Origin of the sequence: Corynebacterium kroppenstedtii DSM 44385 (assembly GCF_000023145.1) — a bacterium.
Lineage (GTDB): Bacteria > Actinomycetota > Actinomycetes > Mycobacteriales > Mycobacteriaceae > Corynebacterium > Corynebacterium kroppenstedtii.
The window spans coordinates 1,549,941-1,576,762 of record NC_012704.1 but is presented as its reverse complement, the minus strand read 5'-3'; the positions used below and the strand labels follow the sequence as shown (position 1 = coordinate 1,576,762).

At 56.0% G+C, this 26,822-nt stretch carries 20 protein-coding genes; 15 read left to right on the top strand and 5 right to left on the bottom strand.

Annotated elements, in window-relative coordinates; translation table 11 throughout:
* Positions 1 to 43 precede the first annotated feature (43 nt).
* The 7 genes from CKROP_RS06550 (at position 44) to CKROP_RS06520 (ending at position 7,007) form a co-directional block, all read left to right on the top strand.
* Entirely contained in the window at positions 44 to 1,117 is a 1,074-nt protein-coding gene (locus CKROP_RS06550; RefSeq protein WP_012731953.1) for a PhoH family protein, read from the top strand.
* Positions 1,114 to 1,722, top strand: coding sequence for an rRNA maturation RNase YbeY (gene ybeY, locus CKROP_RS06545; protein ID WP_012731952.1), 609 nt, complete (start codon positions 1,114 to 1,116; stop codon positions 1,720 to 1,722). Before CKROP_RS06550 ends, ybeY begins: the two co-directional genes overlap by 4 nt.
* Before the next feature lie 17 nt (positions 1,723 to 1,739).
* Entirely contained in the window at positions 1,740 to 3,116 is a 1,377-nt protein-coding gene (locus CKROP_RS06540; protein ID WP_012731951.1) for a hemolysin family protein, read from the top strand.
* Between the two features lie 95 nt (positions 3,117 to 3,211).
* A complete protein-coding gene (gene era / locus CKROP_RS06535) occupies positions 3,212 to 4,144 on the top strand; it encodes a GTPase Era (protein WP_012731950.1) in 933 nt (310 codons plus the stop codon).
* A 7-nt stretch (positions 4,145 to 4,151) separates the two neighbouring features.
* Positions 4,152 to 4,952: a DNA repair protein RecO gene (gene recO / locus CKROP_RS06530; RefSeq protein ID WP_012731949.1), complete on the top strand. Its 801-nt coding sequence runs from the start codon at positions 4,152 to 4,154 to the stop codon at positions 4,950 to 4,952.
* A gap of 101 nt (positions 4,953 to 5,053) precedes the next feature.
* Positions 5,054 to 5,809 carry an isoprenyl transferase gene (locus CKROP_RS06525; protein WP_012731948.1) on the top strand — a complete coding sequence of 252 codons (756 nt, stop codon included), beginning with the start codon at positions 5,054 to 5,056 and terminating at the stop codon, positions 5,807 to 5,809.
* Between the two features lie 76 nt (positions 5,810 to 5,885).
* The gene (locus CKROP_RS06520) at positions 5,886 to 7,007 is read left to right on the top strand and encodes a VIT1/CCC1 transporter family protein (RefSeq protein ID WP_012731947.1); all 1,122 of its coding nucleotides are present in this window, start codon (positions 5,886 to 5,888) and stop codon (positions 7,005 to 7,007) included.
* Between the two features lie 164 nt (positions 7,008 to 7,171).
* On the opposite strand, the gene CKROP_RS06515 is transcribed toward CKROP_RS06520, so the two are convergent.
* Entirely contained in the window at positions 7,172 to 7,594 is a 423-nt protein-coding gene (locus CKROP_RS06515; protein WP_012731946.1) for a Fur family transcriptional regulator, read from the bottom strand.
* Between the two features lie 638 nt (positions 7,595 to 8,232).
* On the opposite strand from CKROP_RS06515, the gene CKROP_RS06510 reads away from it, so the two are divergent.
* Positions 8,233 to 8,844, top strand: coding sequence for a (2Fe-2S)-binding protein (locus tag CKROP_RS06510; protein WP_041628857.1), 612 nt, complete (start codon positions 8,233 to 8,235; stop codon positions 8,842 to 8,844).
* 183 nt (positions 8,845 to 9,027) lie between these two features.
* Positions 9,028 to 9,765, top strand: a complete 738-nt coding sequence (locus CKROP_RS06505) for a hypothetical protein (protein WP_012731944.1) — start codon at positions 9,028 to 9,030, stop codon at positions 9,763 to 9,765.
* Between the two features lie 62 nt (positions 9,766 to 9,827).
* Here CKROP_RS06505 and CKROP_RS06500 read toward each other — a convergent pair whose 3' ends face one another.
* Positions 9,828 to 10,598, bottom strand: coding sequence for a hypothetical protein (locus CKROP_RS06500; RefSeq protein WP_041628856.1), 771 nt, complete (start codon positions 10,596 to 10,598; stop codon positions 9,828 to 9,830).
* A 145-nt stretch (positions 10,599 to 10,743) separates the two neighbouring features.
* Between CKROP_RS06500 and CKROP_RS06495 the strand changes: the two genes are divergently transcribed.
* Together CKROP_RS06495 and CKROP_RS06490 are read left to right on the top strand one after the other, a co-directional pair.
* Positions 10,744 to 12,000, top strand: a complete 1,257-nt coding sequence (locus CKROP_RS06495; protein WP_012731942.1) for an SLC13 family permease — start codon at positions 10,744 to 10,746, stop codon at positions 11,998 to 12,000.
* Between the two features lie 592 nt (positions 12,001 to 12,592).
* The gene (locus CKROP_RS06490; RefSeq protein WP_012731941.1) at positions 12,593 to 15,064 is read left to right on the top strand and encodes a DEAD/DEAH box helicase; all 2,472 of its coding nucleotides are present in this window, start codon (positions 12,593 to 12,595) and stop codon (positions 15,062 to 15,064) included.
* Positions 15,065 to 15,177: 113 nt separating this feature from the next.
* On the opposite strand, the gene CKROP_RS06485 is transcribed toward CKROP_RS06490, so the two are convergent.
* The 3 genes from CKROP_RS06485 to putP form a co-directional block, all read right to left on the bottom strand.
* Positions 15,178 to 15,660: a hypothetical protein gene (locus tag CKROP_RS06485; RefSeq protein WP_012731940.1), complete on the bottom strand. Its 483-nt coding sequence runs from the start codon at positions 15,658 to 15,660 to the stop codon at positions 15,178 to 15,180.
* Between the two features lie 174 nt (positions 15,661 to 15,834).
* Positions 15,835 to 16,494 (bottom strand): HNH endonuclease family protein, encoded by a 660-nt coding sequence (locus CKROP_RS06480; protein ID WP_012731939.1) that lies wholly within the window; start codon positions 16,492 to 16,494, stop codon positions 15,835 to 15,837.
* A 42-nt stretch (positions 16,495 to 16,536) separates the two neighbouring features.
* Complete coding sequence (gene putP, locus CKROP_RS06475) at positions 16,537 to 18,132, bottom strand: sodium/proline symporter PutP (protein WP_012731938.1); 1,596 nt, start codon at positions 18,130 to 18,132, stop codon at positions 16,537 to 16,539.
* A 308-nt stretch (positions 18,133 to 18,440) separates the two neighbouring features.
* Here putP and CKROP_RS06470 point away from each other — a divergent pair, with 308 nt between their 5' ends.
* The 4 genes from CKROP_RS06470 to CKROP_RS06455 are packed head-to-tail and all read left to right on the top strand — an operon-like array spanning position 18,441 to position 26,802.
* Positions 18,441 to 21,683 (top strand): DEAD/DEAH box helicase, encoded by a 3,243-nt coding sequence (locus CKROP_RS06470; protein ID WP_052292377.1) that lies wholly within the window; start codon positions 18,441 to 18,443, stop codon positions 21,681 to 21,683.
* On the top strand, positions 21,676 to 22,812 hold the full coding sequence (locus tag CKROP_RS06465) for an SWIM zinc finger family protein (protein WP_012731936.1): 1,137 nt from the start codon (positions 21,676 to 21,678) through the stop codon (positions 22,810 to 22,812). Before CKROP_RS06470 ends, CKROP_RS06465 begins: the two co-directional genes overlap by 8 nt.
* Before the next feature lie 16 nt (positions 22,813 to 22,828).
* Positions 22,829 to 24,076 (top strand): metallophosphoesterase family protein, encoded by a 1,248-nt coding sequence (locus tag CKROP_RS06460; RefSeq protein WP_012731935.1) that lies wholly within the window; start codon positions 22,829 to 22,831, stop codon positions 24,074 to 24,076.
* 5 nt (positions 24,077 to 24,081) lie between these two features.
* A complete protein-coding gene (locus tag CKROP_RS06455) occupies positions 24,082 to 26,802 on the top strand; it encodes an ATP-binding protein (protein ID WP_169302956.1) in 2,721 nt (906 codons plus the stop codon).
* The last annotated feature ends 20 nt before the right edge of the window (positions 26,803 to 26,822 follow it).

The following is a 26,822-nucleotide window of genomic DNA, read 5'->3' as shown; positions in this document are numbered from 1 at the left end:
CGGCACTCCGCGGGCCCTAGCCGGTGATGATCACGAGAGCGTCGTGTCGTCGGCTATATCGTCGTTAAGCTTTGATCTTGACGACGATTACGCACCGCAGGTCCTTGGTCCGGCGGATCAGAACCTCCGCATCGTGGAGCGGTCAGTGGACGCCGATGTCCATGTTCGCGGCGCCCGGGTCACGGTGTCCGGCAGGCCCGCGGATTGCCAAGCGGTCCGTCGGATTTTCCTCGAGCTGCAGTCGATGGCCCGTCGTGGGCACCCCATTTCCTCTGATGCCGTATCCAGAACTGTGACATTGGTTCGGGGTGAGGCGGCGACGTTGCCGTCGGAAAGTGCTGCGATTGTGACGCGACGCGGGCGGGGTGTTCACCCCAAGACCCCTGGTCAGCGCGATTATGTTGATGCGATTGATAGCAACACGATTGTTTTCGGGATAGGTCCGGCGGGTTCGGGTAAAACCTATTTGGCCATGGCTAAGGCTGTTCAGGCGCTGCAACATCGTGAGGTTCATCGGATTATTCTGACGCGGCCGGCTGTTGAGGCTGGGGAGAATTTAGGATTTTTACCTGGGACTTTGCACGAAAAGATCGATCCGTATTTGCGGCCGCTGCATGATGCTCTCCGCGATATGGTTGAGCCGGAAACCATTCCTAAGCTGATGGAGTCAGGGATTATCGAGGTCGCCCCGTTGGCCTATATGCGTGGGCGGACCCTGAACGATGCTTTCGTCATTTTGGATGAAGCCCAGAACACGACGCCCGCGCAGATGAAGATGTTTCTGACGCGTCTCGGTTTTGGTACAACAATGGTTGTGACCGGTGACCTCACCCAGGTCGATTTGCCCCACCAGGAGTCGGGATTGGCGCGCGCCGTCAATGTGCTGGACGGGGTCAAAGACATCAGCGTTATCCGTATGCAATCTGAGGATGTTGTTCGGCATCACCTGGTGTCCGCCATCGTCGACGCATACGCAGCCTTCGAGGGTGATGACGGTGATAGCGCTCGTTCGGGAACGTCGCGACGAGGCAAGCGACACGGTAGCCACCATGATGCTGGCCACGCGCAGGGTGAACGGCCTCAGCATCAGCGGTATGTGTGGAAGGACTCAGAGTGAGTATCGAAGTCTTTAATGAATCCGGGTACGACGGAGTCAACGAAGAAGCGCTTATCGACGTTGCGCAATTCGCTCTTATGCGGATGGATATTCACCCGGCCGCAGATATGACCATCTCTATTGTTGATGAGCCGACGATAGAGGACCTCCACGTCCGGTGGCTGAATTTGGAAGGCCCGACGGACGTCATGAGTTTCCCTATGGATGAGCTCACACCCGGCTCTGGCAGACCAGATGCGGATGCCCCTGGTCCGGCGATGTTAGGTGACATTGTGTTGTGTCCTGCTTTCGCTGAGCGTCAGGCCCATCGGGCCGGCCACGGTTTGGGCCATGAGCTATCTTTACTGACTGTGCACGGCATTTTGCATCTGTTGGGTTATGACCATGTGGCCCCCGAGGAGGAGCGGCGGATGTTCGCCCTCCAGAACGATATTCTCGCTGATTGGTACACCGATCTTGAAGAACGCGGTGTCTCCTATGGGCCGAAGCCGACGGGCCCTGGCGCGTTTCCCACCGCGGCAGATCGGGAGGCATTGGATCAGGACATGATTAAGTCCACAGTTGGTGGGATGCTCGCGGAGCCGACTGATCGCGATAAGTCATAGGAAGACGTTACAGACCCGTGAATTTTCTGACTGAAGGCCTTATTGACTGCGTTATTGTCGTGGTTCTTTTGGCTATTGCCGCGATTTTTACAGCAGTAGAGACCGCATTGATCTCGATTTCACGCGCCCGTGTTGAAGATATGGATGAGACACGGAGCACGCGGACGTTATTGGCGATATTGGATAATCGGGCCCGTTTTATTAACCCCCTTATTCTTGTGCGAACCGCGTGCGAGGCGGGAGCATCGGTCATTATTACGGTCCTCGCTATTCGGTTAATTCACGAGGCTGCCGTTGTTGTTGCGATTGTCCTGCTTACGCTCCTTTCTTATGTGTTCTTGGGCGTGGTTGGACGAACTGTCGGCCGCCAAAACCCCTACACGGTTGGTTTGCGAGCGGCATTTTTCTTACGGCCGATTGTGAAGTTATTTAGCCCGCTGGCATCGTTGCTCATTTGGTTAGGAAATGTTTTTACGCCCGGAAAGAAATTCGAACAAGGGCCCTTTACTAACGAGGTTGAGCTCCGCGAAATGGTAGACATAGCCTCGGAACGCGGTGTTGTTCAAGTAGAAGAACGACGAATGATTCAGGCTATTTTCGACTTAGCTAATACGCGTGCACGGCAAGTGATGGTTCCGCGAACAGATATGTTGTGGATTGAGTCGGAAAAGAGCGCGCGCCAGGCAACCCGTTTGTGTGTTCGCTCAGGCCACTCCCGCATTCCTGTCGTTGGTGAAAATGTTGACGACATTGAGGGCGTTGTCTATTTAAAGGATCTCGTGGCTTTGTCCTATGACGATCCCAGTAAAAATTCGACGCCGGTCAAAGAAGTCATGCGCCCGGCGGAATTTGTTCCCGATTCTTTGCCCTTAGATGAGCTTTTGGGCGACATGCAGACATCCCACGACCATATCGCTCTTCTTGTCGATGAATTCGGCGCCATTGCTGGTTTGATTTCCATTGAAGATATTTTGGAAGAAATCGTGGGAGAGATCAGCGACGAATATGACGAGGACGAAGTTGCCCCCGTCGAGGAGCTCGATGACGGTTCATTCCGACTAGTTGCACGGTTCTCTCTAGACGAACTGGTTGAACTCTACGACGAGAAGCGGGGAATTGACATCGAATTCTCCGAGGAGCAGCTCGAGGACGTCGAGACTGTTGCAGGTTTGCTGGCGTTTGAGCTAGGCCGTGTTCCACTACCGGGTGCCCAGGTCACGACGGCGGGGCTCACGTTCCGCGCTGAGGGAGGACACGATCGTCGAGGCCGCATCCGGATTACCAGCGTCGTTGTGAGCCGGTCGGCAACGTCGAGTGAACCTGTCAATGGTGATGATTCTTCGAATAATGGGATCGTCCACAGTGGCACGGGCGATCACGAGTCTGAATCATGATGAGTGATAAGCATGGCGGGCACATTTCATCACGCTAAATATCATTGCCTCATAAATAACAAATTGCCCCACACGCTAGAAGGAGAATAAACGCGATGGACGCACCACAAGGCAGTTCCCTGGGCGATCAACCCGATGGTTTTCGGTCAGGTTTTGTTAGCTTCGTTGGACGCCCGAATACGGGGAAATCGACGTTAACCAATGCCTTGGTGGGCGAGAAAATTGCGATTACTGCAGACCAGCCAGAGACCACTCGGCATCCCATCCGCGGCGTGATTCACGAGGATAATGCGCAGATTATCGTTGTCGATACTCCCGGACTGCACCGCCCGAGAACGCTCTTGGGTGAGCGCTTGAATGAAGTGGTTAAAGATACATACGCCGACGTCGATGTCATCGGGGTGTGTGTTCCCGCGAATGAGAAACTGGGGCCGGGGGACCGGTGGATTGTGGAGAATGTCCGTAAAGTCGCCCCAAAGATGCCTTTGATCGGCATTGTCACGAAAACTGATATTGCATCGAAGGATGAAATCGGTGCCCAGCTGCTCGCACTCCATGATCTTCTCGACGGTGCCGATGTTGTTCCATGTTCTGCGAAGGATAATTTTCAGCTTTCCACTCTTCTCGACGTTTTGACGAGCTATCTTCCTGAGGGGCCAAAGTTTTATCCCGATGAGCACGTGACGGACGAAGACCGTGACACACGCATCTCCGAATTAATCCGTGAGGCCGCGCTATCAGGGCTGCGTGACGAGTTGCCTCACTCGGTGGCCGTGGAAGTCGATGAGGTTTTACCCAATCCCGACCGCCCTAACGTTCTTGATGTCCACGCCATTATTTATGTTGAGCGCCCCGGTCAAAAGAAAATCCTATTGGGTAAAAATAATCGACGGATGGGGCGGATTATTTCTCAGTCGCGTAAGTCGCTCATCGAGCTCATGGGGCAAAACGTGTTTGTCGATTTGAGGATCAAAGTGCTTGATAATTGGCAGTCCGATCCTAAGTCCTTAGGAAGATTGGGCTTTTAATTCTTTTATGCGTCAGAATTATCGCGACCGCGCCTTAGTAGTTCGCCATTACGATTTCAGCGAAGCCGACCGCATTGTGGTTTTGCTTACTCGTGAGCATGGCGTCGTCAGGGCTGTCGCGAAAGGCGTGCGGAAGAACAAAAGTCGGTTTGGTGGTCGCCTCGCGCCGTTCGTCGTCGTCGATGTGCAGCTTTATGTTGGCCGGGGATCACTGGCGACGCTGACGTCGGCGGAAACGGTCCGCTCCTACAACCAGTTGATTGTTGATTCCTACGCTAAGTACACGGCTGCGTGCGCGGTGCTTGATGTTGCCGAGAAACTGACGGTGGGCGAGGAAGCGACGTTATGTGATGATGCCGCAGCGGCCATCCGCGATATTGCCCACTCCTGGCCGGTGGACTCAGCTGCACAGGGGGAACAGTCCAGCGTACGTGGCGAGGGCTTGCCGACGTTGCGCGTCGACAAGTTTGTTCTGCGTGCCCTGGCCGCGGAGGGGTGGGAACCGCAACTGTTTTCCTGCGCCGGGTGTGGCCAACCAGGCCCTCACCATGCGTTTTCTGCGTCGATCGGTGGGGCAGTGTGCGGTGCGTGCCGCCCGCCCGGAGCCTTGACAGTTCCCGAGGAGTCCCTGCGTTTGGCGTGGTGGCTTGCTCATGATCGCGACGCGGTTGTTCGCGATGCGTGGATGTCGTCGGGCGATTCCCCAGAGTTTCGTCGCATCGCTGATGGGTGCCACGACTTGGTCGTTGAGCATGTGCAGTGGCATCTCGGCATGAAGCTGCGGACCGTCGAACTCATGGAAGGCTAGGCTGTCGGCTTCGTGTGATTACGCGCCCGCGCCCGGTTGCTCGTCGGACCAGGTTGGCAGGTGGTCGTGAACACCAACACCGGTCTGGCAGAATATTCCGTGTGAATTCTTCGTCATCTGTTCAACTTCCCTCTGCTTCGCCTGATCTTCCAGCTGATTTGATTCCTCGCCATATTGCTCTGGTGATGGATGGGAATGGCCGTTGGGCTCGGGAGCGTGGTCTTCCCCGCACAGAGGGGCACAAGCGCGGTGAGGCCGTGCTGATGGACGCCGTCGATGGGTGTCTCGAAGCTGGTGTGAACACTCTGTCGGCCTACGCGTTTTCGACCGAGAATTGGCGACGCAGCCCTGAAGAGGTTCGCTTCATCATGGGGTTTAGCCGTCGGGTGTTGCACGATCACCGTGATGAGCTGGATGCGAAGGGGGTTCGTATTCGCTGGATCGGTCGTCGTCCCCGGTTGTGGAGGGTAGTCATTCGCGAGCTGGAGAAGGCTGAGGCTCAGACCGTGAATAACACCCGCATGACGCTCAACATGTGCATTAATTATGGCGGTCGTGCGGAAATTGCGGACGCCATGAAATTAGTGGCTGAAAAAGTTCAGAGTGGTGAAATTTCTCCTTCGGATATCACTGAGAAAAATATTTCATCATTCTTATATGATCCGGAAATGCCCGATGTAGATTTATTTCTTCGTCCCTCGGGAGAAAAAAGAACGTCGAATTTCCTCTTGTGGCAATCCGCCTATGCGGAGTATGTTTTTCAAGATGTTCTTTTCCCCGATTTTACGAAGAACCATATTTGGGCCGCTATTAAAGAATACGCTCACCGTGACCGTCGTTTCGGTGGGGTCAAATAGTGGCGACGGAGTGATGTAGCGGCCAGGGCCTGGCTGCATGGTTGTGGGGTTGATGGTGTGTACCGAGGAGTGATCGATGAATTCGAAGAAGACCACTGATGTCCCTACCCCTACCCGCAGGCAAATCAACCGGTGGCAGCGCTATTTAGCGAATGAACGCGCTGAGGCGGCTGTGTATCGCGAACTCGCCCGGAAGAAAACGGGGGAAGAGCGCACCATCCTTTTAGAGATCGCCGAAGCCGAGCACCGTCACGAAGAGTACTGGCTCGAGCGCCTGGGTGACCGGGTGGGGATGCCGCGTTCTCCCAGCTGGGGGACGCGTTTCCTCGGCTGGATGGCAAAAAACATGGGCTCTGTGTGGGTCTTGGCACTTATGCAGTCCGCAGAGACCCGCTCCCCGTATTTGAAAGACACCGACGCTACCGAGCAAATGATTGCCGACGAAGCGATCCACGCCGAGGTCGTTCGTGGACTGGCAGCTCGCGGGCGAGAAAACATGTCGGGGAGTTTCCGCGCGGCTGTATTCGGCGCTAACGACGGTCTGGTATCGAACTTGGCGTTGGTGCTTGGTGTGATCGGCTCCGGGATTTCGCATCACACGGTCCTGGTGACCGGCCTGTCCGGTTTGCTAGCCGGCGCCTTGTCTATGGGGGCGGGGGAGTACGTATCGGTCTCCTCGCAGCGGAAACTGCTCGCGGCGTCAGAGCCTAACCCGGAGGCGAAGCATATCGTCCCGAAGTTGGACATGAACGCTAATGAGTTGGCTTTGGTGTATCGGGCGAGGGGGTACGACGCGGAGAAGGCCCAACGTAAAGCTGTCGAGGTTTTTGATGAGGTCACCCGTGCGATGTCCGCGCAGGAACAGCCGGGAGCGCGTGATACTGCACGCCGTATGGCTAATCCGGTGTATGCGGAGTCGCATGATGTCGTGGGCACTGCTCTGGGCGCGGCGATATCAAGTTTCCTGTTCTTTGCGTCCGGCGCGATCATTCCGGTGTTGCCGTTCTTGTTGGGTATGACGGGGCTTGCCGCAGTGGTGGTGGCCTGCACGCTGGTGGGGATTGCGCTTTTGTGCACGGGAGGAACCGTCGGATTGCTCTCTGGAACATCCGTGGTCAAGCGTGCGTTATTCCAGCTCGCGATCGGTGCTGGCGCGGCCAGCGTGACCTTCATTCTGGGGCGTATTTTCTCGGGTTAATTTAGCGGCCACGTTGGTTGGGTTCGTGTGGGATTGCCCCATAGATGTGCAGCACCAGCGTCGAAACACCGCTACACAATGATAAAGCCGGCCAGAGAACTCAACTCCGGCCGGCTAGTATCCGCTGTCACTGGGTGCACTCATGCACAACAAGTCATCGTGTATTACGACTTCTTACCGTGGCAGCGTGGGCACAGGCCGAACACCTCGGCGGTGTGGCCGGTAAGAACGTAGCCGTGCTCGTCGGCAGCCTGTTGTGACCACTCTTCGACGGGGCCTCCGTCGATTTCTACTGCGGCTCCGCAGTTGGTGCACACCAAGTGGTGATGGTGCGTCGAGGAGTTGCACTTCCGGTACAGCGCCTCGCCACCCAGGCTATTGAGAACGTCGACTTCTCCGGCGTCGGCAAGTGCCTGAAGGGTCCTATACACAGTGGTAAGCCCGACGCTCTCACCCTTGTCGACGATGCGACGGTGAATGTCGCCCGCAGAGGCGAACCGAGGAAGGTCAGCGAGGGTATCTTCGACGGCTGCCCTCTGGCGGGTGGAACGGATGCCGATTGTCTTACGGCGTGGTGTCGTAGTCATGTAATTCTTCTCCTTAGTGTCGTTTGCTCGGGGCGCGAGTCGGTTGTGGTCTGGCTCGCGATGTGGTCTATGAGCAAATGACGCGTGTTACATCGTGTTGGGTTCTCGGCAGCGTCCGAGGGGATACTGTGGTGCACCCACTTAATATTTAGTGAAATTCATATGTGAGCGTTACATCTAAATATATAAATTTTGGATTTTCCTGTATCAGAGGCCCTAACGGACGTCTGTGTACCACTCAGGTGCGGTCCATGGCGCCGGACCTCCGGACGGAAAATGAATACTGCTGTGGGAGCAAATGCGTATTGGTACTGTGGAAGATGCCTCGCAGAAACAGTTGGTAGCGTTATCCAGCCTGTTTCGGAGTGTTCTCACAGTGGGAGGCGGTGTGTGGAATGGGTACTGATTCACTAGACCGGGCTTTCGCTCGGCTCATATCCCGCCAGCCGCGATTCGCACCTGAAATAGGTGGCGTATCACCCAACGGTGTTCATAGTAGACCGGGTGAGGGTGCCCTGTCGAGTAATGAAAATCGTCACCCCATCGGTCCGACGTCTGGGCAGGGCTTTGACCAGACTCTCGAGCAAGAGAGTGTCGGAGCGAGGTGGACCCTTTCCGACCTCGTAGACCCCAGCGTCATGACCCGCAATGTTGCCGCTGCTAAACATCAATTCCAGCTAGAGTCCGAAAAAGACGCGGCCCACCTGTGGCTCTACAGTTTCTGCAACACCCTTGTTGCCCCTTCGCTGTGGCTCACGGTGCAGGAATCAGTGTGCCCTAGCCCGAACATCGACGACGGGATCCTCCAGCACAGAGAAGGCATGTGGTGGAGCTTCCACCCCGGGGCAACCACAACTCGTGATCAATTCGGCGCGGTTTTTGCCGACACCATCCGCCCCGTCATCGAATCCCTCTCTGAGGTGACCTCGGTCTCTCCGGCCCCGCTTCGGGCCATCGCCGTCGACGCTCTAGGAAGCGCTGCTACGGAAGCGGGCAACGACGATTTCGCTCCGGCGGAAGGGGAGGAGTGCGCGGCAACCTGTGAGGACGCGTTTCGCGACGAAGCGGCGACGTGGGGCGTGCGGGTCCCTCCGTTCCGTTCCCAGTGGATCACCGATGCGATGGGGGAGGAGCGTGTCGTCGTCGTGAGGTCGTCGTGCTGCATGATGTATCGCTCGCCAATGGCGGATATGTGCACGAACTGTCCGCGTCAGGACAAAGAATCTCGGCGAAACCTTCTTGAGTTATAGATGCTGGACCCTGTGCGGAATCATCCGCTCCCGCTGAAACCCGCCACGCGAAACCCAGCTCCCGCAGCCATCTAACTTTTAGCTCACCCTATCCTTATGCCCTGTAGAAAGGCTCGGGCTCGGCGTACACTCGTGGCAACGCCTATCGCGGTTCGGCCGGCGTTGGAAAGGTAGTGGAGGGACATGAATTTCCTAGAATTGATCGCGGCGGCTCTCGACCGGGAAGGGATCGAATCCCGTATATCGGGCGAGGCCCTGTATGTCCCCATCTCACCGGACGTGGATCTCCGTTGTGAAGAGATCAATTCCGACATTCCGGCAGCCAATGTGTACGTGGCCGTCGCTAATACCGCGCCGGGCGACGATGCATCCGATGACGATGCCATGCTGGTCACGGCAATATTTACCGTCGAGGATGCCGTCGATACGGTCAATTTCCATGTTGCGACGGACCAAGCCGTGACGATTATCCGAGATCTTCTCGACGGCTCAGATGCGCGTATTGCGGATTTGGACTTTGAACAAGATGACGAGGATCCGACGCTGTTATCCGCGGATGTGGGGGAGTCGTCGTCCCTGGAAGTGGTGACGACGGTGGATTCGTCGTCCCCGTCCGTCAGCGTAGCGTTTGTGACCTATATTGACCCCGACGACGCAGATGACACGGATGAACCTGATGACTCCGACGACTCCGACGACCTAGACGACTCCGACCTCGATACATCTGAGAACGACGACGATCTCTCTGGCGACGTCGCCGTGGAAGTCATGGATCTGGGCGTATTCAAAGACTATGACACGGTGTTCAACGTGCTCAGTGTCGCTGTTGACCAAGCGGAGAATTGGGAGGCTGAGCTCATCAACTCAGCCAACGATCCATGGGGAGGCAGTGCGCGTGATCCGTGGGTGAACGAAGCGTAAGCGCTGGCTACAGTGCTACGGCACGCGCGGTACGGATACCGCGTCGCGCACCCGCACCACTGCTACCACATCAAGACCGATGCGCCGCTCTTGCTTTCGCAGACCGTAACATCCGCCTGGCTTTCGCACTTCAAAGTGAGCTTCTCATTGCTTACCGGGGATGTTGCGGTAATCGATAGCGGTGTCACCTGGCTCAGTTTCTTGGAACCGGTCACCTTGTTAAAAGCTTCGCCTGCAGCGGCACTAGCAAACTCGCAACTTGTGCCATCCAGCGCTGCAACCTGCTCGATGCCCTTTTTAATCGCCGCGTCATTTCCACGGCTACAGACGGTCATCGTTTTGCCATTGCGGGTGAATTGCACGCCCGGGGGATAGAACGGCATACCGCTAGCCAAGGCTGGTTCGCCCAGCTCTTTGGTTGTGCCCGCTCCACGGACATCTTTGACGTCGGTGTTCTTCTTGTCAGATCCGACGACAGCATTAAGCAGCGCGTTGTCGTTTGCAGCACCACTCTGCTTAGCCTCGGCTGGGTCTGCAGCGGAGCTAGGCGGAATTGAGGGGCCCTCGCCATTGTCCTCCGATGGGGCCGGGCTCTTTTGTGCCGACGGGGCAGCAGTCCTGGTCGACGTCGACGTGACGACGCTGGTGGAGTTGTCGTCGTCCGAGTTTGAGGAACATCCGGTGACGACGCCACACAGAGCGATAGCAGAGCCACCTGCGGCAAGGACTTTCAGCGACGTGCGTCGGTAATTGCGCCCTCGAATGGGGGCCTGTTGGCCAGTTGACATGGTGGTATCTGTTGCTGTGATGGGGTCGGATTTAATGGATCGCACCCACTCGAGCGTACCGTTACAAGAGAGCCGTGGGAAGTTCACGGAGGATGCCCCGAAGTCCGCGCTTATAGTTACTGGTTTCAGTGGCACGTCTGTGATACCCGCTCACCCCTGACTTGGAGCGCACGGATGGAAGGTATCGCTCATGCCCTTTGACCAGCTACTTTCGTTGATACTCCTGGTTCTTGTGTTCTTACTGGCCATCAGTAAGAAGCTGAATATCGGTATCTTGGCCCTTGCTGCCACACTTCCGCTCGCCGTGATCGCGGGGGTTGACGCCAAGCAAGTTTTCGAGTTTTTCGATGGCAAACTGGTTGTTCTGATTGCCGGTGTTTCACTGCTCTTCGCCCATATGAAACAGTCGGGCGCCTTGACGTGGTTGATAGTCAAAATTTTCGACGTCGTAGGGGACCGGGTTTACGTGTTGCCCTGGGCAGTGTTCATTTTGGGCGCTGCATTATCGACGGCGGGCGCGTTTGCTACCGCGCCGATTGCGCTATTGGTGCCGATGGTGGCCTATGTGTCGTCGCGAACGCGCCACATGTTCTTCATTAACGAGCTTGCTGTGATTATCGGGGCGAATATGGCGGGGCCGTCGCCGTTGAACCCCGTTGGTGCTCTGATTAGTTCGATCGCTGCGGACCACAATGTGTCCTATTCCAAGTGGGGCGTGTGGGCTGTTGCGATGGTAACCGCGGTGGTTGCCGTGGCCGTGCTGCAGGTTATTTTCACCGCGACGAAGTGGGGTCGTGCGCGCGCGAATATGAAGCCTGAACAGGTCGTCGAAGGTACGGCCGACGATGTCGTGGAGCGGCCTGTTTATGCAATTTGTTCGGGCCTTGCCTTGATCATGTTCGTCGTCTGCGTGATTGCCTTCGGTTGGGATGTTGGATTGACCGCGATGGCGATGGTCGTCATTTTGCAGCTGGTCTTTGACCCGCCGGAGAAGGCCCTGCTGAAGACGGTGCCGTGGAATGCCATCATCCTGTTGACCGGTTTGCTGACGTACCTGGGTGTCATGAAGCACATTGGCACGATGGATACGATCCAGCATGGCATGTTGTCTATCGGCAGCTCGGCCCTGCTCCTGGCCGCGATCGTGTACTTGACCACCCTGTTGTGCAATATTGAATCCTCGACGTTGGGCGTGTTGGGGCTTGCGTTGCCGATCGCGATGTCGTCGTTCCCGGGGAATGAGCATATGACGTGGGTGATTGCCGCGATTGCGGCGCCGGCAGCGTTGATGGTGGTTAACCCTGTACACGTCGCCGGCACCTTGGTCGTCGCCCAGGTGCAGGAAGACAAGCAGAATAAGACCTTCCGTTTGCTGCTGAGCTTGGCGATTTCCATGGGCGTGATCGCCCCGCTCTTGCTGCTGATCTACCCGATGATGGTGGTTTAACGGGCCTAGCCGCCGGAGTGGCCACGCCCAGCCACTAAGCCTAGCCACCACGCGCGTCACCAGGTCGAATCGCTTTTTTCTGGCCGGACGCGTAACCTGTTGGGGACTGAGCGCACCGGCTGGAGCCCACCATTCTTGCGAATAGGCACCTGCCTTACCTGCGTTTGGGTCCCGACGGGATGACTTCACAAGGTCCGCCCGTGGGAGTGTGATAGCTGCTTGTCGTCGTTGCTGTTGAGACAGCCGGTGACCAATGAGTGGCTATCGTGATGTGAAACGTTGTTGAGTACCGACGAATACCGTTACGTCCTCACTCGTGAACCTCTGACCTGTGTTCACCGTTCTACTTCTTGTCGACGCTGACCTTCTTCCCCTTACTACTGTTGCGATCTTTTGTGCTCTCGGGTGACCCGCGGGCAAATTGCGCGACAGAACGCTCTGGCGAAGTCGAGTGTGAAAGCTGTTGGCGAAGTGCGGTTGAGTGTCCAGCCCGGTTGAGAGTTCACCAGTGATGGCCTCCGATGAAGTTACGCGCGTTGGATGTGAGCGTTGAAACGGATATGTCGGGCAGAAAATAGATGGGTAAAAATATATGGCTGACGAGCCCACCACCCCGACCGAATTTGAGACAGACTCCGTTAAGGGAGGCGAGAGCGGAAGCTCCGCAATGGGAAATGAGAGTGAAGGCCCGACGCAGGGCACTGACATGAGTGTGAATGAGAATGTGGACGAGCAACGTGGCGCTGAGGATGATGCGTTGACGTTGGACGACGTGATCTCCGTTGATTCGGTGGATGATTCGAAGGATAAGTCTGAACCGGTGACGAGCTCAGACGTGGCAGATAGCGGGGATGAGGCGCACACCGCTTCGACTGAAAACGGCGGTGACGAAACCCGTGCGGAGGATGCGCCTGAGCAGGACGACGCGTCCGATCAGGATGCGCCGGCCAAAGAAACGTCGGACAAAGAAAACTCCGACGACGATGCGTCTGGCAAGGAATCGTCGGACAAAGATGCATCAACGGACACCGATGATGACGACGATGAGGGCCCGTCTTTCGACGACCTGGACTTGAGCGATGACGTCGTCCGTGCTGTGAAAAAGGTCGGATTTGAGACCCCGTCGCCGATTCAGGCGGCTACGATTCCGATTCTCGCTCAGGGGCGGGATGTTGTCGGCTTAGCTCAGACCGGTACCGGTAAGACTGCTGCTTTTGCGCTGCCGATCCTGTCGCGGTTGGACCGCTCGCAGAAGAAGCCTCAGGCATTGGTGTTGTCGCCGACGCGTGAGCTTGCGCTGCAGGTGGCGGATGCGTTCCAGGAGTTCGCTGATCACTTGGGTGGCGTGCATGTCCTCCCGATTTATGGTGGCCAGTCGTATGGCATTCAGTTGTCGGGGTTGCGGCGTGGAGCCCACATCGTGGTGGGTACGCCCGGTCGCGTGATTGATCATTTGGAACGCGGCAGCCTGGATCTTTCTGAGCTCAAATACCTTGTCTTGGATGAGGCGGATGAGATGCTCAACATGGGTTTCCAGGAGGATGTTGAGCGTATTCTCGCCGACACTCCGGAACATAAGCAGACGGCGTTGTTCTCTGCGACGATGCCGGCGTCGATCCGTCGGTTGTCAAAGCAGTACCTGGAGGATCCGCGTGAAGTTACGATTAAGTCGCAGCAGCGCACGGCGGACAACATCCACCAGCAGTATTTGCTGGTCAACCACCACTACAAGTTGGACGCGTTGACCCGTATCCTCGAGGTCACCGAGTTCGACGCGATGATCATGTTCGCTCGGACGAAGCAGAACACCGAGGAACTCGCGGAGAAGCTTCGTGCTCGCGGTTTCTCTGCTGCCGCGATTAATGGCGACATGGCGCAGAATCAGCGTGAGCGGACCGTCGATCAGTTGCGCGATGGTCGCTTAGACATTCTCGTTGCGACGGATGTGGCCGCTCGTGGCCTGGATGTGGAGCGCATTTCCCACGTCGTCAACTATGACATTCCGCACGATACGGAGTCCTATGTGCACCGTATTGGACGTACCGGCCGGGCGGGGCGCTCGGGTGAGGCGATCTTGTTCGTGACCCCGCGTGAGCGGCGTTTGCTGCGGTCCATCGAGCGTGCAACCAAGTCCTCGATTGAGGAAATGCAATTGCCGACGGTTGATGAGGTCAATGAGACCCGCAAGGCCAAGTTTGCGCAGTCGATCACGGAGTCCTTGGCGGACCCGCAGGTTGATTTATTCCGTGGCCTGATCAACTCCTACGCCGAGGAGCACGAAACACCGCTGGCAGATATTGCTGCTGCTCTCGCAACCCAATCGCAATCGGGTGACGAATTCCTGCTGAAGGAAGACACCATCCGACGCAACGATCGTCGCAATGATCGACGCGGCCGCCGGAATGACCGCGAGCCCGATACCCGTAGCCTGAATGAGCGTTTCAGCGGCAAAGAGCCCCCGCGGTTCACGGATCGCACAGGTAAAGAAATGGCTGTGTACAAAATCGCGGTGGGTAAGCGTCAGCAGGTTCGCCCCGGCGCGATCGTGGGTGCCATCGCAAATGAAGGCGGCCTCAACTCCCGTGATTTTGGTAAGATTTCGATCTTCTCGGAGCACTCCTTGGTTGAGCTTCCTGCGGATCTACCGATGGAAGTTTTTGAGGCGTTGGAGGACACGCGTGTGTCCGGCCAGCTCATTAAGATCGAGCCGGATCCGGGTGCGCCAGCGGGACGACCGGGTGCGCACAAGCGGGATCGTCAGTCGGGCGATCGTCGCGGCGGACGGTTCAATGATCGTGGTCATGGTGACCGTCGTTCACGTGGTCGTGATGGTGGCCGTGGTTTCAATGACCGTGGATTCCGTGGGCGTGGCCGTGATGACCGCGGCCGCGGTGGTCGCGATTCATGGGATCGTGGAGACCGACGCCGCGACGGTGGTCGCAATGATCGTCGTGATGGGGGCCGCAATGATCGGAACCGTGGTGGCCGGGGTTGGAACGGCCGAGGCGGTCGCGGCTTTAACGACCGTGGTTTCCGTGGGCGTGGTCGCGACGACCGGTACTAAACCGGAAATTGGACGGGAGTGAACCCGCCCTGGACCAGTAATAAAACAAATGGAGGCCGGCAGCATTGCGCTGTCGGCCTTGTCGCAGTTATACGTCCTGTGGCGTCAACGACTTAAGGTCGGAAGAACATCAAGATAGCGGTGATAACCCACAGGGCGTTGAAAATTCCGGAGAACATGTTGAGCATTCCCGGGGTCTTGTCCCATTGTGCGGGCGGAACCTCGTCAGGTTCGATGTCGTCGGCTTCGTCGAGAAGATTGAGGTCCGCGATCAGGGTCCTTTGCTTAGGGACGATCACGAAGAAGAGGATTCCCCACCCGATCACCGTCAGCAATATGCCGGTGTGGATGAAGTAGTTCTTGAGGGCACCATCGACGGTAAAGAGGGCACCAAATCCGATAAGGGGAACGAGCAAGGACCACAATCCGTAGGCTTTGGTGATCGAGTGCAGCGATTGGGCTCTGCCTCGCGCTAACTCATCACCGTTATGCGCAGCCTGTGCAGCTTTCGGGAATTGGGAGGTGGCTACCATGACAGGGCCGATCAGGATGATCGCCGCAATGACGTGGATAAGCACCATGAAATGTTCAGGCACGATGTGTCCTTTTCTTTGGGGTCAGGGGTCGTCAATGAATACGTCGTCTGTCAATAGGGTACCTGCCAGCGGGTAGTGGCCGGTCGAGGGGTCGATGACATGACACGAAGTCAGATTCGACGTTGAGCGTGGTGGCGTGACGATGCGCTGGGCCCGGTGTGCTGTTTGTTTTTCTCAGCAGGCCTCCCGAAGGGCGCTCGCGTCCCGTTGAGTCAGCGCGAGATCGTATGCGACAATCACTTTCGCGTAGGTGGTGGCGTACCAGCAGGCTTGTCGCGTGCTCGGCGGCATCCATTCTTCGGGTGTTTTGTCGCTCTTTGTCCTGTTCACATGGGAATCGGTCACCACCAGATTCCGCTTCCTGTCATTGGCAAAGCTCATCCGTTCCTCGCGCGACCACTGTGCCGCACCCAAGTCCCACGCGGCAGCGAGCGGCACGATGTGGTCGATGTCGATAGATCCGATGGTGAGGCTCTTGCCTGTGTAAGGATCGAGTCCATGCCCGCCGACAACGTCGCAGGTGTCAGCCGTTTTTATGTCATCACGCTGTTCACGAAGAACATGTTGCCGGGTGGTGCACCATGTTCCTTGTGGGGTAGGGGATCGTGCCCACCCGTCGCCGAATTTATCGCGCTGATATCCCAGAATTGTGGTCCGGTAGTCAATAATTCGTGCCGAGGATAGAAGCGCGTCCAAGGAGCGACGCTCGCTGGTCTCGGGGCGATGCTTAATGGCGACGATTGTTGCAACAAGAAGTCCGACGACCAGAACGAGAGTGACGACGCTGAGCCTGCGTCGGCAATAAGTATGTGGAGATGAAAAAACGTGGAGCACGTCTGTTTAGACGCACTCCACGTGGTGAGGTTCCAAGGAAAACTAGGCCTTGATGTTGCCTTCCTCGATCTTCTCCTGAGCTGTGGCGATGTTCAGCTCGGGGTTGGCTTCCGCGACACGGGCGAGGCGTGAGGCCTCGTCGAAGCCGTCGGTGATGCTCTTGTCAGGTTCGGGCGTCGCCAAGGTCACGGCGATCATAGCGATTGTGCTGCAAATGACGCCCGGGATCATCTCGTAGAGCCCGTTGCCGAACGGGGTGTCAACGATCCACTGGCCCCAAACGAAGGCTACGACCGCACCAGTGACCATCCCAGCCAGCGCACCCTGGTAGTTCAGACGACGCCAGTACAGTGCGGCCACCACCATCGGGCCGAACGCGGAACCGAAGCCGGCCCAGGCGAAGGACACCAGGTTGAGGATCTGGCTGTTCGGATCCAAAGCCAGCAGCGCGGCGACGACGGCCACCATGATCACTGCAGCGCGTGAGAGGTTGATCAATGTCTTGTGGCTCGCGTTCTTGTTGATCAGCCCGTTGTAAATGTCCTCAACCAGCGCAGAGGAGACAACGAGCAGCTGGGAAGCGATCGTCGACATGATAGCCGCGAGAACCGCCGTCAAAATGAGACCAGCGATCAGCGGGTGGAACAAGATCTGCCCCATGTCCAGGAAGATCGTTTCGTAGTTGACGGTGTCGTCGATGTGGATTGAGGGGTCCTGGCCGAAGAAGGAAGGCCCGATGACGGCCACCATGGTTGCGCCGATGATGCAAAGGGACATCCACACAACGCCATAGCGACGCCCGGATCGTGCCTCGGAGGGCTTACGCAGGGCCATGAAGCGGACAATGATGTGTGGCTGTCCGAAGTAACCCAAGCCCCATGCCAATCCTGAGATGGCGGTGATGAAGGACACGCCATTGAACAGGGAGAACCAGTGGGGGTTGGAGCTCAATGCTTCGTGGAAGCCGTAGTTGTGCTGGGTCTGGTAGGTCCAGATTGAGCCGGCGTCGTGCATGTGCAGCAAAGCGAAGGTGGGGACTAGGATCAGCGCGATGAACATGATCAGGCCCTGGACCGTATCCGTGTAGGACACAGCCAAGAAACCACCGATGAAGGTGTACGCAACGGTCACGCACGCAATGACCAGCATGCCGACGAGGTAGTCGCCGCCGAACGTCGACTGGAAGTACTTGCCGCCGGAGACCATTCCCGACGCGACGTAGAAGGTGAAGAAAACCAAAATGATGAGGCCAGCGGCGATGCGGAGTCCATGGCTCTTGTCGTTGAGCCGCTTTTCCAAGAACGACGGAATGGTGATGGAGTTATCCGCGATCTCCGTGTAGGAACGCAACCGTGGGGCGGTCCACTTCCAGTTGGCCCAACAGCCGATCAGGAGGCCGATGGGCATCCACAGCTGGCCGAAGCCCGACACGTACATGGCGCCAGGCAGCCCCATGAGGAGCCAGCCGGACATGTCCGACGCTCCGGCAGAGAGGGCGGCGACGAACGGGTGCAGGCCGCGTCCGCCAAGCATGTAATCGTCGTATTCATCAGTTTGGCGGAACGAATACAGACCTATCGCAAGCATGGCGAGCAGATAAATCACCATGGCGATAATGAACCACGTTTGTTGACTCACAAAGACTCCTCGGTGGTTAGCGTGCTGGGACAGCAGTTCTATCAATCATGAACCGCTACGAATAGGGACAAAGAATACGAACAAATACGAATAGAAAAATTGGGGATTGATAAAAGAGCGTTTTCAGGGTGTCACGGATAAGTAGGCGTATCAAATCCGGCGGGCTGTTTTGCCCACACTGATTCTTAGTTTTTTCGTGGTTTTCACGTCGTTGTCACGTGGTTTTGGCGACTTTATCGAAAATATGTTCGACGGTGTTATATGGATGTATCGACTGTTTGTCTCGTGGGCCTGGTATCAATGAAACCATGACTGCGTATCTTCTCCATGTTTTGTGGCCGGTGCATTCCGGCATGCATGTGTGGGTGGAGGAGACCGATGGTCACAAGGTTGTGGCGAATTATTCTGACCTACCGCGTGACCAATTTCCGCAGGTCATTCTGGATGCGTTAACCAATCGTGGTCGACGGGTGGTGGCGCCGCGGCGTGCACATGCTGTGCTATCAACGCCAAAAGGACGTCTCCGTGAGTTGACGATCCCGACAGTGGAGTTCACTCCGGATCAGGCGGTCGAGTTCCTGATAGCGCTAGCCCGGTTGCAGGACAATGATGAGCTCCCGGACGACGTGGGCATCGCACCGGAAACGGAATTCGTGCTCACACTCTTGCGCGGATTGGAAAAACTCCGCATGTCCGGGCGCGTCCTGTTCCGAATGCAGTGGGTTGACCAGGAATGGATTCCGATGTGGCAGCCCGCCGTCGGCATGGCGGAGCGTGTCTGGCTGGCCCAGATGGTTGAAGCAACACCAGATGTGCTGACGCTTTCCGGCGGCCGTGATCTCGCTGAACGAATTTCCGTCCCACTTATCGACGCCTTAGCACGGCGGACGTTGGTGTCCATGCCCGATCAAGAGGAGATTGTTCAACCTTTGGTCCGCTCACTTATCGACGGATCGCCGCTGGATCGGGCGACTGGGTCGATGGTCGTCGATATCAATACGTGGCGTAGCAAAATGTCGTCGGAAAGCTATGACCTCATCTTTATTGTCCACGAACCCGACGATGTGGAAGCGGAAGAGCCGCGTCTCAACCCGGCGGATCCGCGTGCAGCCCGTGATCTGGCGGAGGCGGACATAGTTCGCGATGAAGGCGCGTCCCGCCTGATCGGTACAACTGACAACGTTCATGACTTCGGTGCCACCGCGGAGCCTGAACCCGAAATCCAGTGGCGAATCCGTTTGGCTTACCGCTCGGGTACCGACGCGCCCGCACCCATCCCGCAGCCGATCAATGACCCTGATCTTCGCAAGCGTGTGGGCGAGCAACTAGAGCGGGCATGCCATGTGTGGCCGCAACTCGCCACGTATGGCATTGACCCTGATACGCGTGACTACCTTTTATCCACGAACGACATTGTGGAATTCATTGACCGGGGTGCAGATGCGCTTCGGCACATAGGGTTCCGCGTCCTCGTTCCGGCGCCATGGACAAAAGAAAAAGTCCGAGTGTCACTATCAGCGCAGCCCGCGGTGGTGAGCGGGCCAGGTGACGCGAAACTGGGTTTCGACCAGCTCTTGGACTTCTCATGGTCCGCATCTATGGGTGGCACCCAACTATCGCCCGCCGAGGTAGATGACCTCATCCAATCCAGCACGGACCTCGTCAACATCCGAGGGAAATGGGTGCAGGCCGATACTCGCGTGCTCAAAGCGGCATCGAAGCACTTATCGTCCCTGGTAAACAGGACTTCTGGCAAGGACAACAGCAGTACCGACGAGAGCCAGGTGACAGTAGGCCAGCTCCGTCGCGCTACCGACGAGATTCGTCGCGATCTTCGCGACGATGGTGAAACAGGATCAATTATTGCCGACGGAATAGCCGCGTCACCTGGCGTCGGCGAAGAGGATCCCGACGACCCCAACGCGGACGAACCCAGCGTGATGGTGGAAGCAGCGACGTGGATTAGTGCGCTCATCGGAGTAAATAAAGCCATAGCGCCTCAGCGCATGGACACGCCGTCGGGAATCACTGTTGAACTGCGAGAATATCAGCGTCGAGGTTTTGATTGGCTCGCGTGGATGACGTCGCAACATCTTGGCTGCGTGCTGGCTGATGATATGGGCCTCGGAAAAACACTGCAGACGCTGACGCTTTTGGCTTATGAAAAAGAAAATGCGGTGCCCTCAGGGCCGGTTCTTGTTATCGCTCCGACATCGGTGATAGGGAACTGGATTGCGGAGGCAACAAAATTCGCGCCGGGCTTGAGCACTTACTTACACCATGGTCCGGAGCGGCTCGAAGGTGAAGCGCTGACGGATAAGATCGCCGAAACCGACCTCATTGTCACCACGTATGCCATTGCGACGCGTGACCAAGAGGTTTTAGGGCGGACGTACTTTCACCGGATTGTTATAGATGAAGCCCAGCAAGTGAAGAATCCCAGTACGAAGAACGCGAAAGCTGTCCGGACCTTGCAGGCATCCCACCGGCTTGCGCTGACCGGCACACCCGTCGAAAACCGGTTGGATGAGCTGTGGGCAGTGATGGACTTTTGCAATCCAGGCCTCTTTGGGAAGCGTAACGAGTTTCGCGACCGATACTCGATCCCCATTGAGCGGTACCACGACGACAACCTCACAGCGGACTTAAAAACGCTCACGCAACCATTCATTCTCCGGCGAGTGAAAACCGATCCCGCTGTGGTCGACGATCTTCCCGAAAAGAACGAGGCCGTGTTGGTGGCAGAGATGCTTCCACAACAGGCGAGCCTGTATAAAGCCGTCACGGCCACAGTGGCTAAGGAACTCGAGTCCAAACAGGGAGGAATGGATCGTCGTGGACTCATATTTAAACTGCTCACGGGGTTAAAGCAGATATGCAACCACCCCGCGCAGTATCTGGGGGACGACTCACCATTCTTGGACGGAACCCACCATCGTTCCGGCAAAGTCGCCACCGCCGAACCCCTCGTGGATGAAGCGCTCCAGCAGGGGCGAAAGGTGCTGATCTTCACCCAATTCGTCGTGTTCGGGAATATGCTCAAAACATATTTCAACAACCGATATGGAATTGACGTGCCTTTTCTTAACGGCTCGGTAGAAAGAAAAGAACGGGACCGCATGGTGAATACTTTTAATTCACCGGCGGGCCCGCCGATCATGATTTTGTCCCTCCGAGCGGGGGGAACCGGCCTGAACCTCACTGGAGCCAGTGTTGTTATTCACATGGACCGGTGGTGGAATCCGGCCGTCGAAAATCAAGCCACGGACCGTGCGTATCGCATTGGCCAAGAACACGACGTCAGCGTGTATAAGCTAATTAGTAAAGGAACGATCGAAGAAAAAATCAACGATATTATCGAAGGGAAACTCCAGCTGGCCAGCGCTGTTGTCGGCACTGGTGAGGCCTGGATTTCCGAGCTGTCAGACGATGAGCTGATCCAGTTGGTCGCCATGAAGGAATCCACAAAGCCAATTCGGTCCGAATACACCAACGCTCGGGCGCGGCATAGCCTGCCAACGACCAGCAATGCCTGGAGACACCATGAGTGACACACCACATAATCACTCGCGATCAGGCGATAAGCGTCGCCGTCTCACGGTCGACGATAACGTTATCTACCTGAACTTCGGTCGATACCGGGACACCGAGGCCGACACCGGCGGGCAAGAAAACTCGGTAGCGAACCGACGGTCACGTCAATCTCGGCGTGCCGTACCCGCGACGTCAGCGAACCGACAGTCAGCGGGAAAGCGACGCTCTAGTTCTCGTCGTCCTCGTGGCCGCGACGATCGCAGCGCGCACCCGTGGCCAGCCTCAGTAATCATGCGTCAACTCGATGACAACACCGAGGCCGGCAGAAAAAAACGAGGCCGCGATTACTTCCGACAGGACTCCATCCTGCGGGTAGATATCGAGGATTGGCAGGTAGTCGCGCAGGTGATGGGGTCCCAGCCGGAGCCGTTCACCATCCACGCGTATGTTCCGCATGACCCCGATGCCGTCGACCACGCTATTAAGTACCTGGCCGACGATGACCAGGCCTATGACAGCTTTGTGCAGCTGCAGGAAGATCGTCGGCTAGAAAGCATGCTGTTCCCGTTCGATGATGCACGGTGGTCATGCAGCTGCCCTGATCTGGATCCGTGGTGCAAACATATCTATGCCGTTGGCCTATATCTGCAAGACCAGTTCACCACTGACCCTTTCAGTATTCTCCGCGTAGCCACCACCACCGGAGCGGACATCTCGCGGCGAGTCCATCAGGCCCAGGGATACCCAGAGACTGGACACGGGACGTCGTCATCGACTCCAGATCTCCCCAGTTCTGATGCATTCGGACAGAACAACGCAACAACGCGACGTGGATGGGATGCAGGTGGGGGCAATTTGTCTGCTTATGGCGTCGATGGCCAGCAGACCGACCCCGAGACGTTTTGGGGCGTGCCCACCAACTACCCAGATCCACCGGACGTGAAGAAAGCATCAGCACTGGAAGACCACGACCAACAAGCCCTCATGAAAGTCCTCAGATGGGTTTCGTATGGGGCGGTGGGGCAGCTCAGTGCACGCAGTGACCTCGAAGACGCTTATCACCACCTCATGACCGCACCGCCAGAAATGGCTCACCCCGACGAACAACAAGAACACGCAGATACGACACCGGATGACGAAGGATAACTGACGAAGGATAATTATGGCTTCCTCACACTCTCACCCCGAGAAAGTAACACGCACGATTAACCATGGGCATTCCTCAGCGCGCGGTCATGCTCGCATTCTCCACACCTCAGACTGGCAGCTCGGAATGGAACGGTGGTTCCTGAAAAAAGACAAAAACACGGCCAATGACGACGGTGGCCTTGATTCCCAAGCGCTCTACACACAAGCTCGGTTCACGGTCATTAAACGGATGGCAGACATAGCTCATGACCGACAGTGTGATGCTGTCGTTGTCGCCGGCGACGTCTTTGACTCGCCGCAGGTAGGGGAGCGGATACAGAACCGCTTCATTGAGGCGATTGAACGCTTCACTCCGATCCCCATCGTGTTCTTACCTGGTAACCATGACCCCTACCAGATCGGGAGCGTGTGGAACTCGCCATTTGCTACCCGCATACAAGAGGCGGGTGGAATCATTATTTCCGACAATTCCATCCACCACCTTGGCGGTATTGAAGTTGTAGGAGCACCGCTGACCAGCAATAAACCAACTGAAGATACGGTCTCGGCTGCCTTACGCAACCTTGAACCGTCTTCCGGGGCCCGGGTCCTGGTAGGACACGGTCAGCCCCGACGGGATTGGTATGAGTCTACGGCTTACGCAGATCACGCGGTCGACCTGGACAACGTTGATCATGCATTAAGTACTCATAAGGTCGACTACATCGCCATGGGAGATACCCACTCCGTAGAAGAACTCGATGACCATGGAGGTATGTGGTTCTCCGGATCTCCTGAGCCAACTGATTTGGACGATCGTGAACGAGACTCCGGATACTGCTTAGTTGTTGATATTGATGTTGCCGATGGAACAACGACGTTGACCGTTGATCCTGTCCATGTGGCCGAGTGGTCCTTCCATTCCGATGTGCGCGAAGTGACCACTGACGCGGATATAGAACAATGGTTTTCTGATCTCAATAACATGCGTGACGCCTCAACGACCGTCGTACGAAGCACACTCTCCGGAAGAATCAGCCTTGAACAAGATAGCCGGATAGAGGAGTACAGACAACGCTTAGCTTCTAAGTTCGCGGCTTTTTACGACCATGAGGGTAAAACCAAACTCAGCATTGTGCCGGATTCCCTCGATGCGGATGCTTTTAATTTACACGGGTATTTTCGGAAAGTTCTCGACGATCTTGATCCTGAAGATGATACCGATAGGGAAGCGCTAAGAATTCTTTACCAACTTAATCAGAAGTATCAGGAAAGCGAGTAATGGTCATGCAAATCCACAAAATTGATATTAGTAACTTCCGTACTATCGACCACGTTACCTTAGAATTCCCGGACGCTGGTGTAACAGTGATCTCTGGGCCGAATGAGGTGGGGAAATCTAGTGTTGTTAAAGCACTGACGATGTGGAAATCTGCCTCGTATTCAAGCTCAAAAGCGGAAGTTAAAGCTGCCAAACCCGTGGACAAGGATGTTGCCCCCGAAGTTACCGTGGAGATGACTGTTGATGGACAGCACTTCTCGATGTACAAGAGGTGGCTGAAAAACTCTCAAGCAGAACTTACGATTCTTAGTCCGCGGCGAACAACCAAGACCGGAAAAGACGCAGAGAAATGGGTTGAGAAGGTGTTTTCCTCGAGCGACCAATCATTGCCTTTTGACGCCTTGACGGTCAGTCAGGCCAGTGGGACATGGGATTTCCTCGACGTCGGAAAATATGCTGCACTCGAAAATAGTCTCTCCGAATCTGATGGTACTGACGATAGCGACGCGATTGGTTTGCGAGGAGGCATTAAGAGTGAGTTTGACAAATACTTCACAGCAGTGGGCAAACCGCGAGCAGGTGTGCATAAAGACGCTATCAGTGGGTATGAAGAAGCAAAGGATGATGAGAAAGATGCTAAAGATGCTGCAGAAAAATTAGCGAATTTGCGAGCAGAGTTGGAGAGAATCACCCACAAACTCGACGACAATAAAAAAACACTAATCGACGTGGGTGCGTTACTGGATAGTGCGCAAAATGAAAAAAAGAAAATCGATGAGGCTCAAGCGAAACTGAAGCAAGCGGAACAAGATCGGAAAGACGCTGAATCTGCCCTTCAACATCAGCAAGAGTTAAAACAAAGCCGGACGCAGCTTCGCGACGACTATGCCGAACGGAAACAGCAGGCAGCGAAGGCAGAAGAAAGATATAACCAGGTAGCAAAACAAGCTGAATCCTATGAGGGGCGACTCAAAGCTGCTCAAGATACGTATGACGATGCGCAGCGGGTTAAAACGTGTGCGGATTTAGAGTTGGACAAGCTCAAAATTCACAGAGATTGGGCCGCGTCCACGCAGGAGGCCGAACAGGTTCGGACCAAGCTACTGTCAGGAGATGCTGCTAACAAGCGTCGTCACGAAGCTGAGAGCAAACTCAATAACGGCTCATCCATTATCGACGATGACGCATTTGATGATTTGAAAAAGAGTCAAGAAGTGTGGCGTAGCCGAGAAGAGGCTCTAGGTCTTGCGGTAGGAACTATCCATATCGAGGGGCCCGACGGGGACGACGCTGTAGGGGAATACCCTATGGATAGACCCCAGCGCATTGAACTAGGGGAATACACACTGGAAATCCGACCCTCTGCTGAAATGAGTGATCGAAGGAAAGATGTCGATTCCGCTCACGAGGTCTTCAAAGGCTTGTTAAAAAAGCATGGGTTGGAATCCTTTGATGACGCCGAACAACGTCATAATGCCTATACCCAGGCTCGCAATGAACGTGATGTCGCACAGCGTGATCAAGAAATAGCCTGGGGAAACCAACCACGTGAAGCCATCGAGGCGAAGCTACAAGAGCTGAGTCGTTCTGCCGACGACTGTAAAGAGCAGTATCAAGAACTCCTCGATCGGGAGGAACAGAGTGCTTCTGACCATGATTCAGATGGTGACCTTACGTCCACAGGGCGAGCTCATGAGGTGTTAAAAGTTGACAGTGCGCCGTCGAGTGAGGACATTCATTTAGCTAGGGCGGAAAGGGACCGTGCTGAGCACGTTTGTGATGTGGCACGCGTCGACCTGGAGAAACTTCGTCAAGAAGATGTGTCCGCCCAGCTATCGCGTGAGAAAGCCAATCGCGATTCAGCGAACAAGGAACGCGACAGAGCTTTAGAAAAGTTAACCGAAGCGCAGGAGGCTCTGTCCGACGAGGCTCTGGCGAATAGCTTCCATGAAGCGGAAGAACAGTGGGACTACCGACGCGGCGCATATGACAAAGCCGTCCACGATCTCAAGGCGCTTGACCCTGAGCAGAACACTAAGAAACTCGAGGACGCCAAACGCCGAGAAAGAGATCTTCTGCACGCAATCGAAAACTCGAAGGCACAGCAGAATCATCTTCGAGGACAGATTGAAGGATCTGGGTCGCCTGATGCAGATCTTCAGGAGAAAAAGACGATCCTCAAGCAAAAAGAAAACACTCTCAAGGCTGTCACGATGCGAGCCAACGCTATTCGCCGCTTGTACGAGCTGGTGGAAAAGCACTACGAGGATGCGAAGAAAGAGTACCTCGAGCCATATATCAACCTTCTTACCGAGAAGGCTGGCCACGTTTTCGGTCCGGACGTGTCATTTACCTCAGAGGACGATGCCGCTCACGGCGGATCAACAGGCAGGAAAAACAGGAGCAAACAAGCCGCTAGCGCGTCGACAATCTCGAAGCGTGTTCTCAACGGTCGAGCAGTTAATCTTGCCGAGCTCTCCGGTGGTGCAGCCGAGCAACTCCAGATTATCCAGCGCCTAGCAGTCGCGGAGCTTGTCGGAGACCAAAGTGTGCCTGTCTTCCTCGACGATGCCCTCGGCTATGCGGATACCGAGCGGGCCACGAAAATGAATGAACTCCTGACGGAATCAGGAAAGAAACACCAGATCATCGTCATGACATGTGTTCCTGAAAGGTATAAATCTGTCCAAGCAGCGAAAACGATTGAAATGACCGGAACTAAGTAATCACCGGAACTGACCACTGC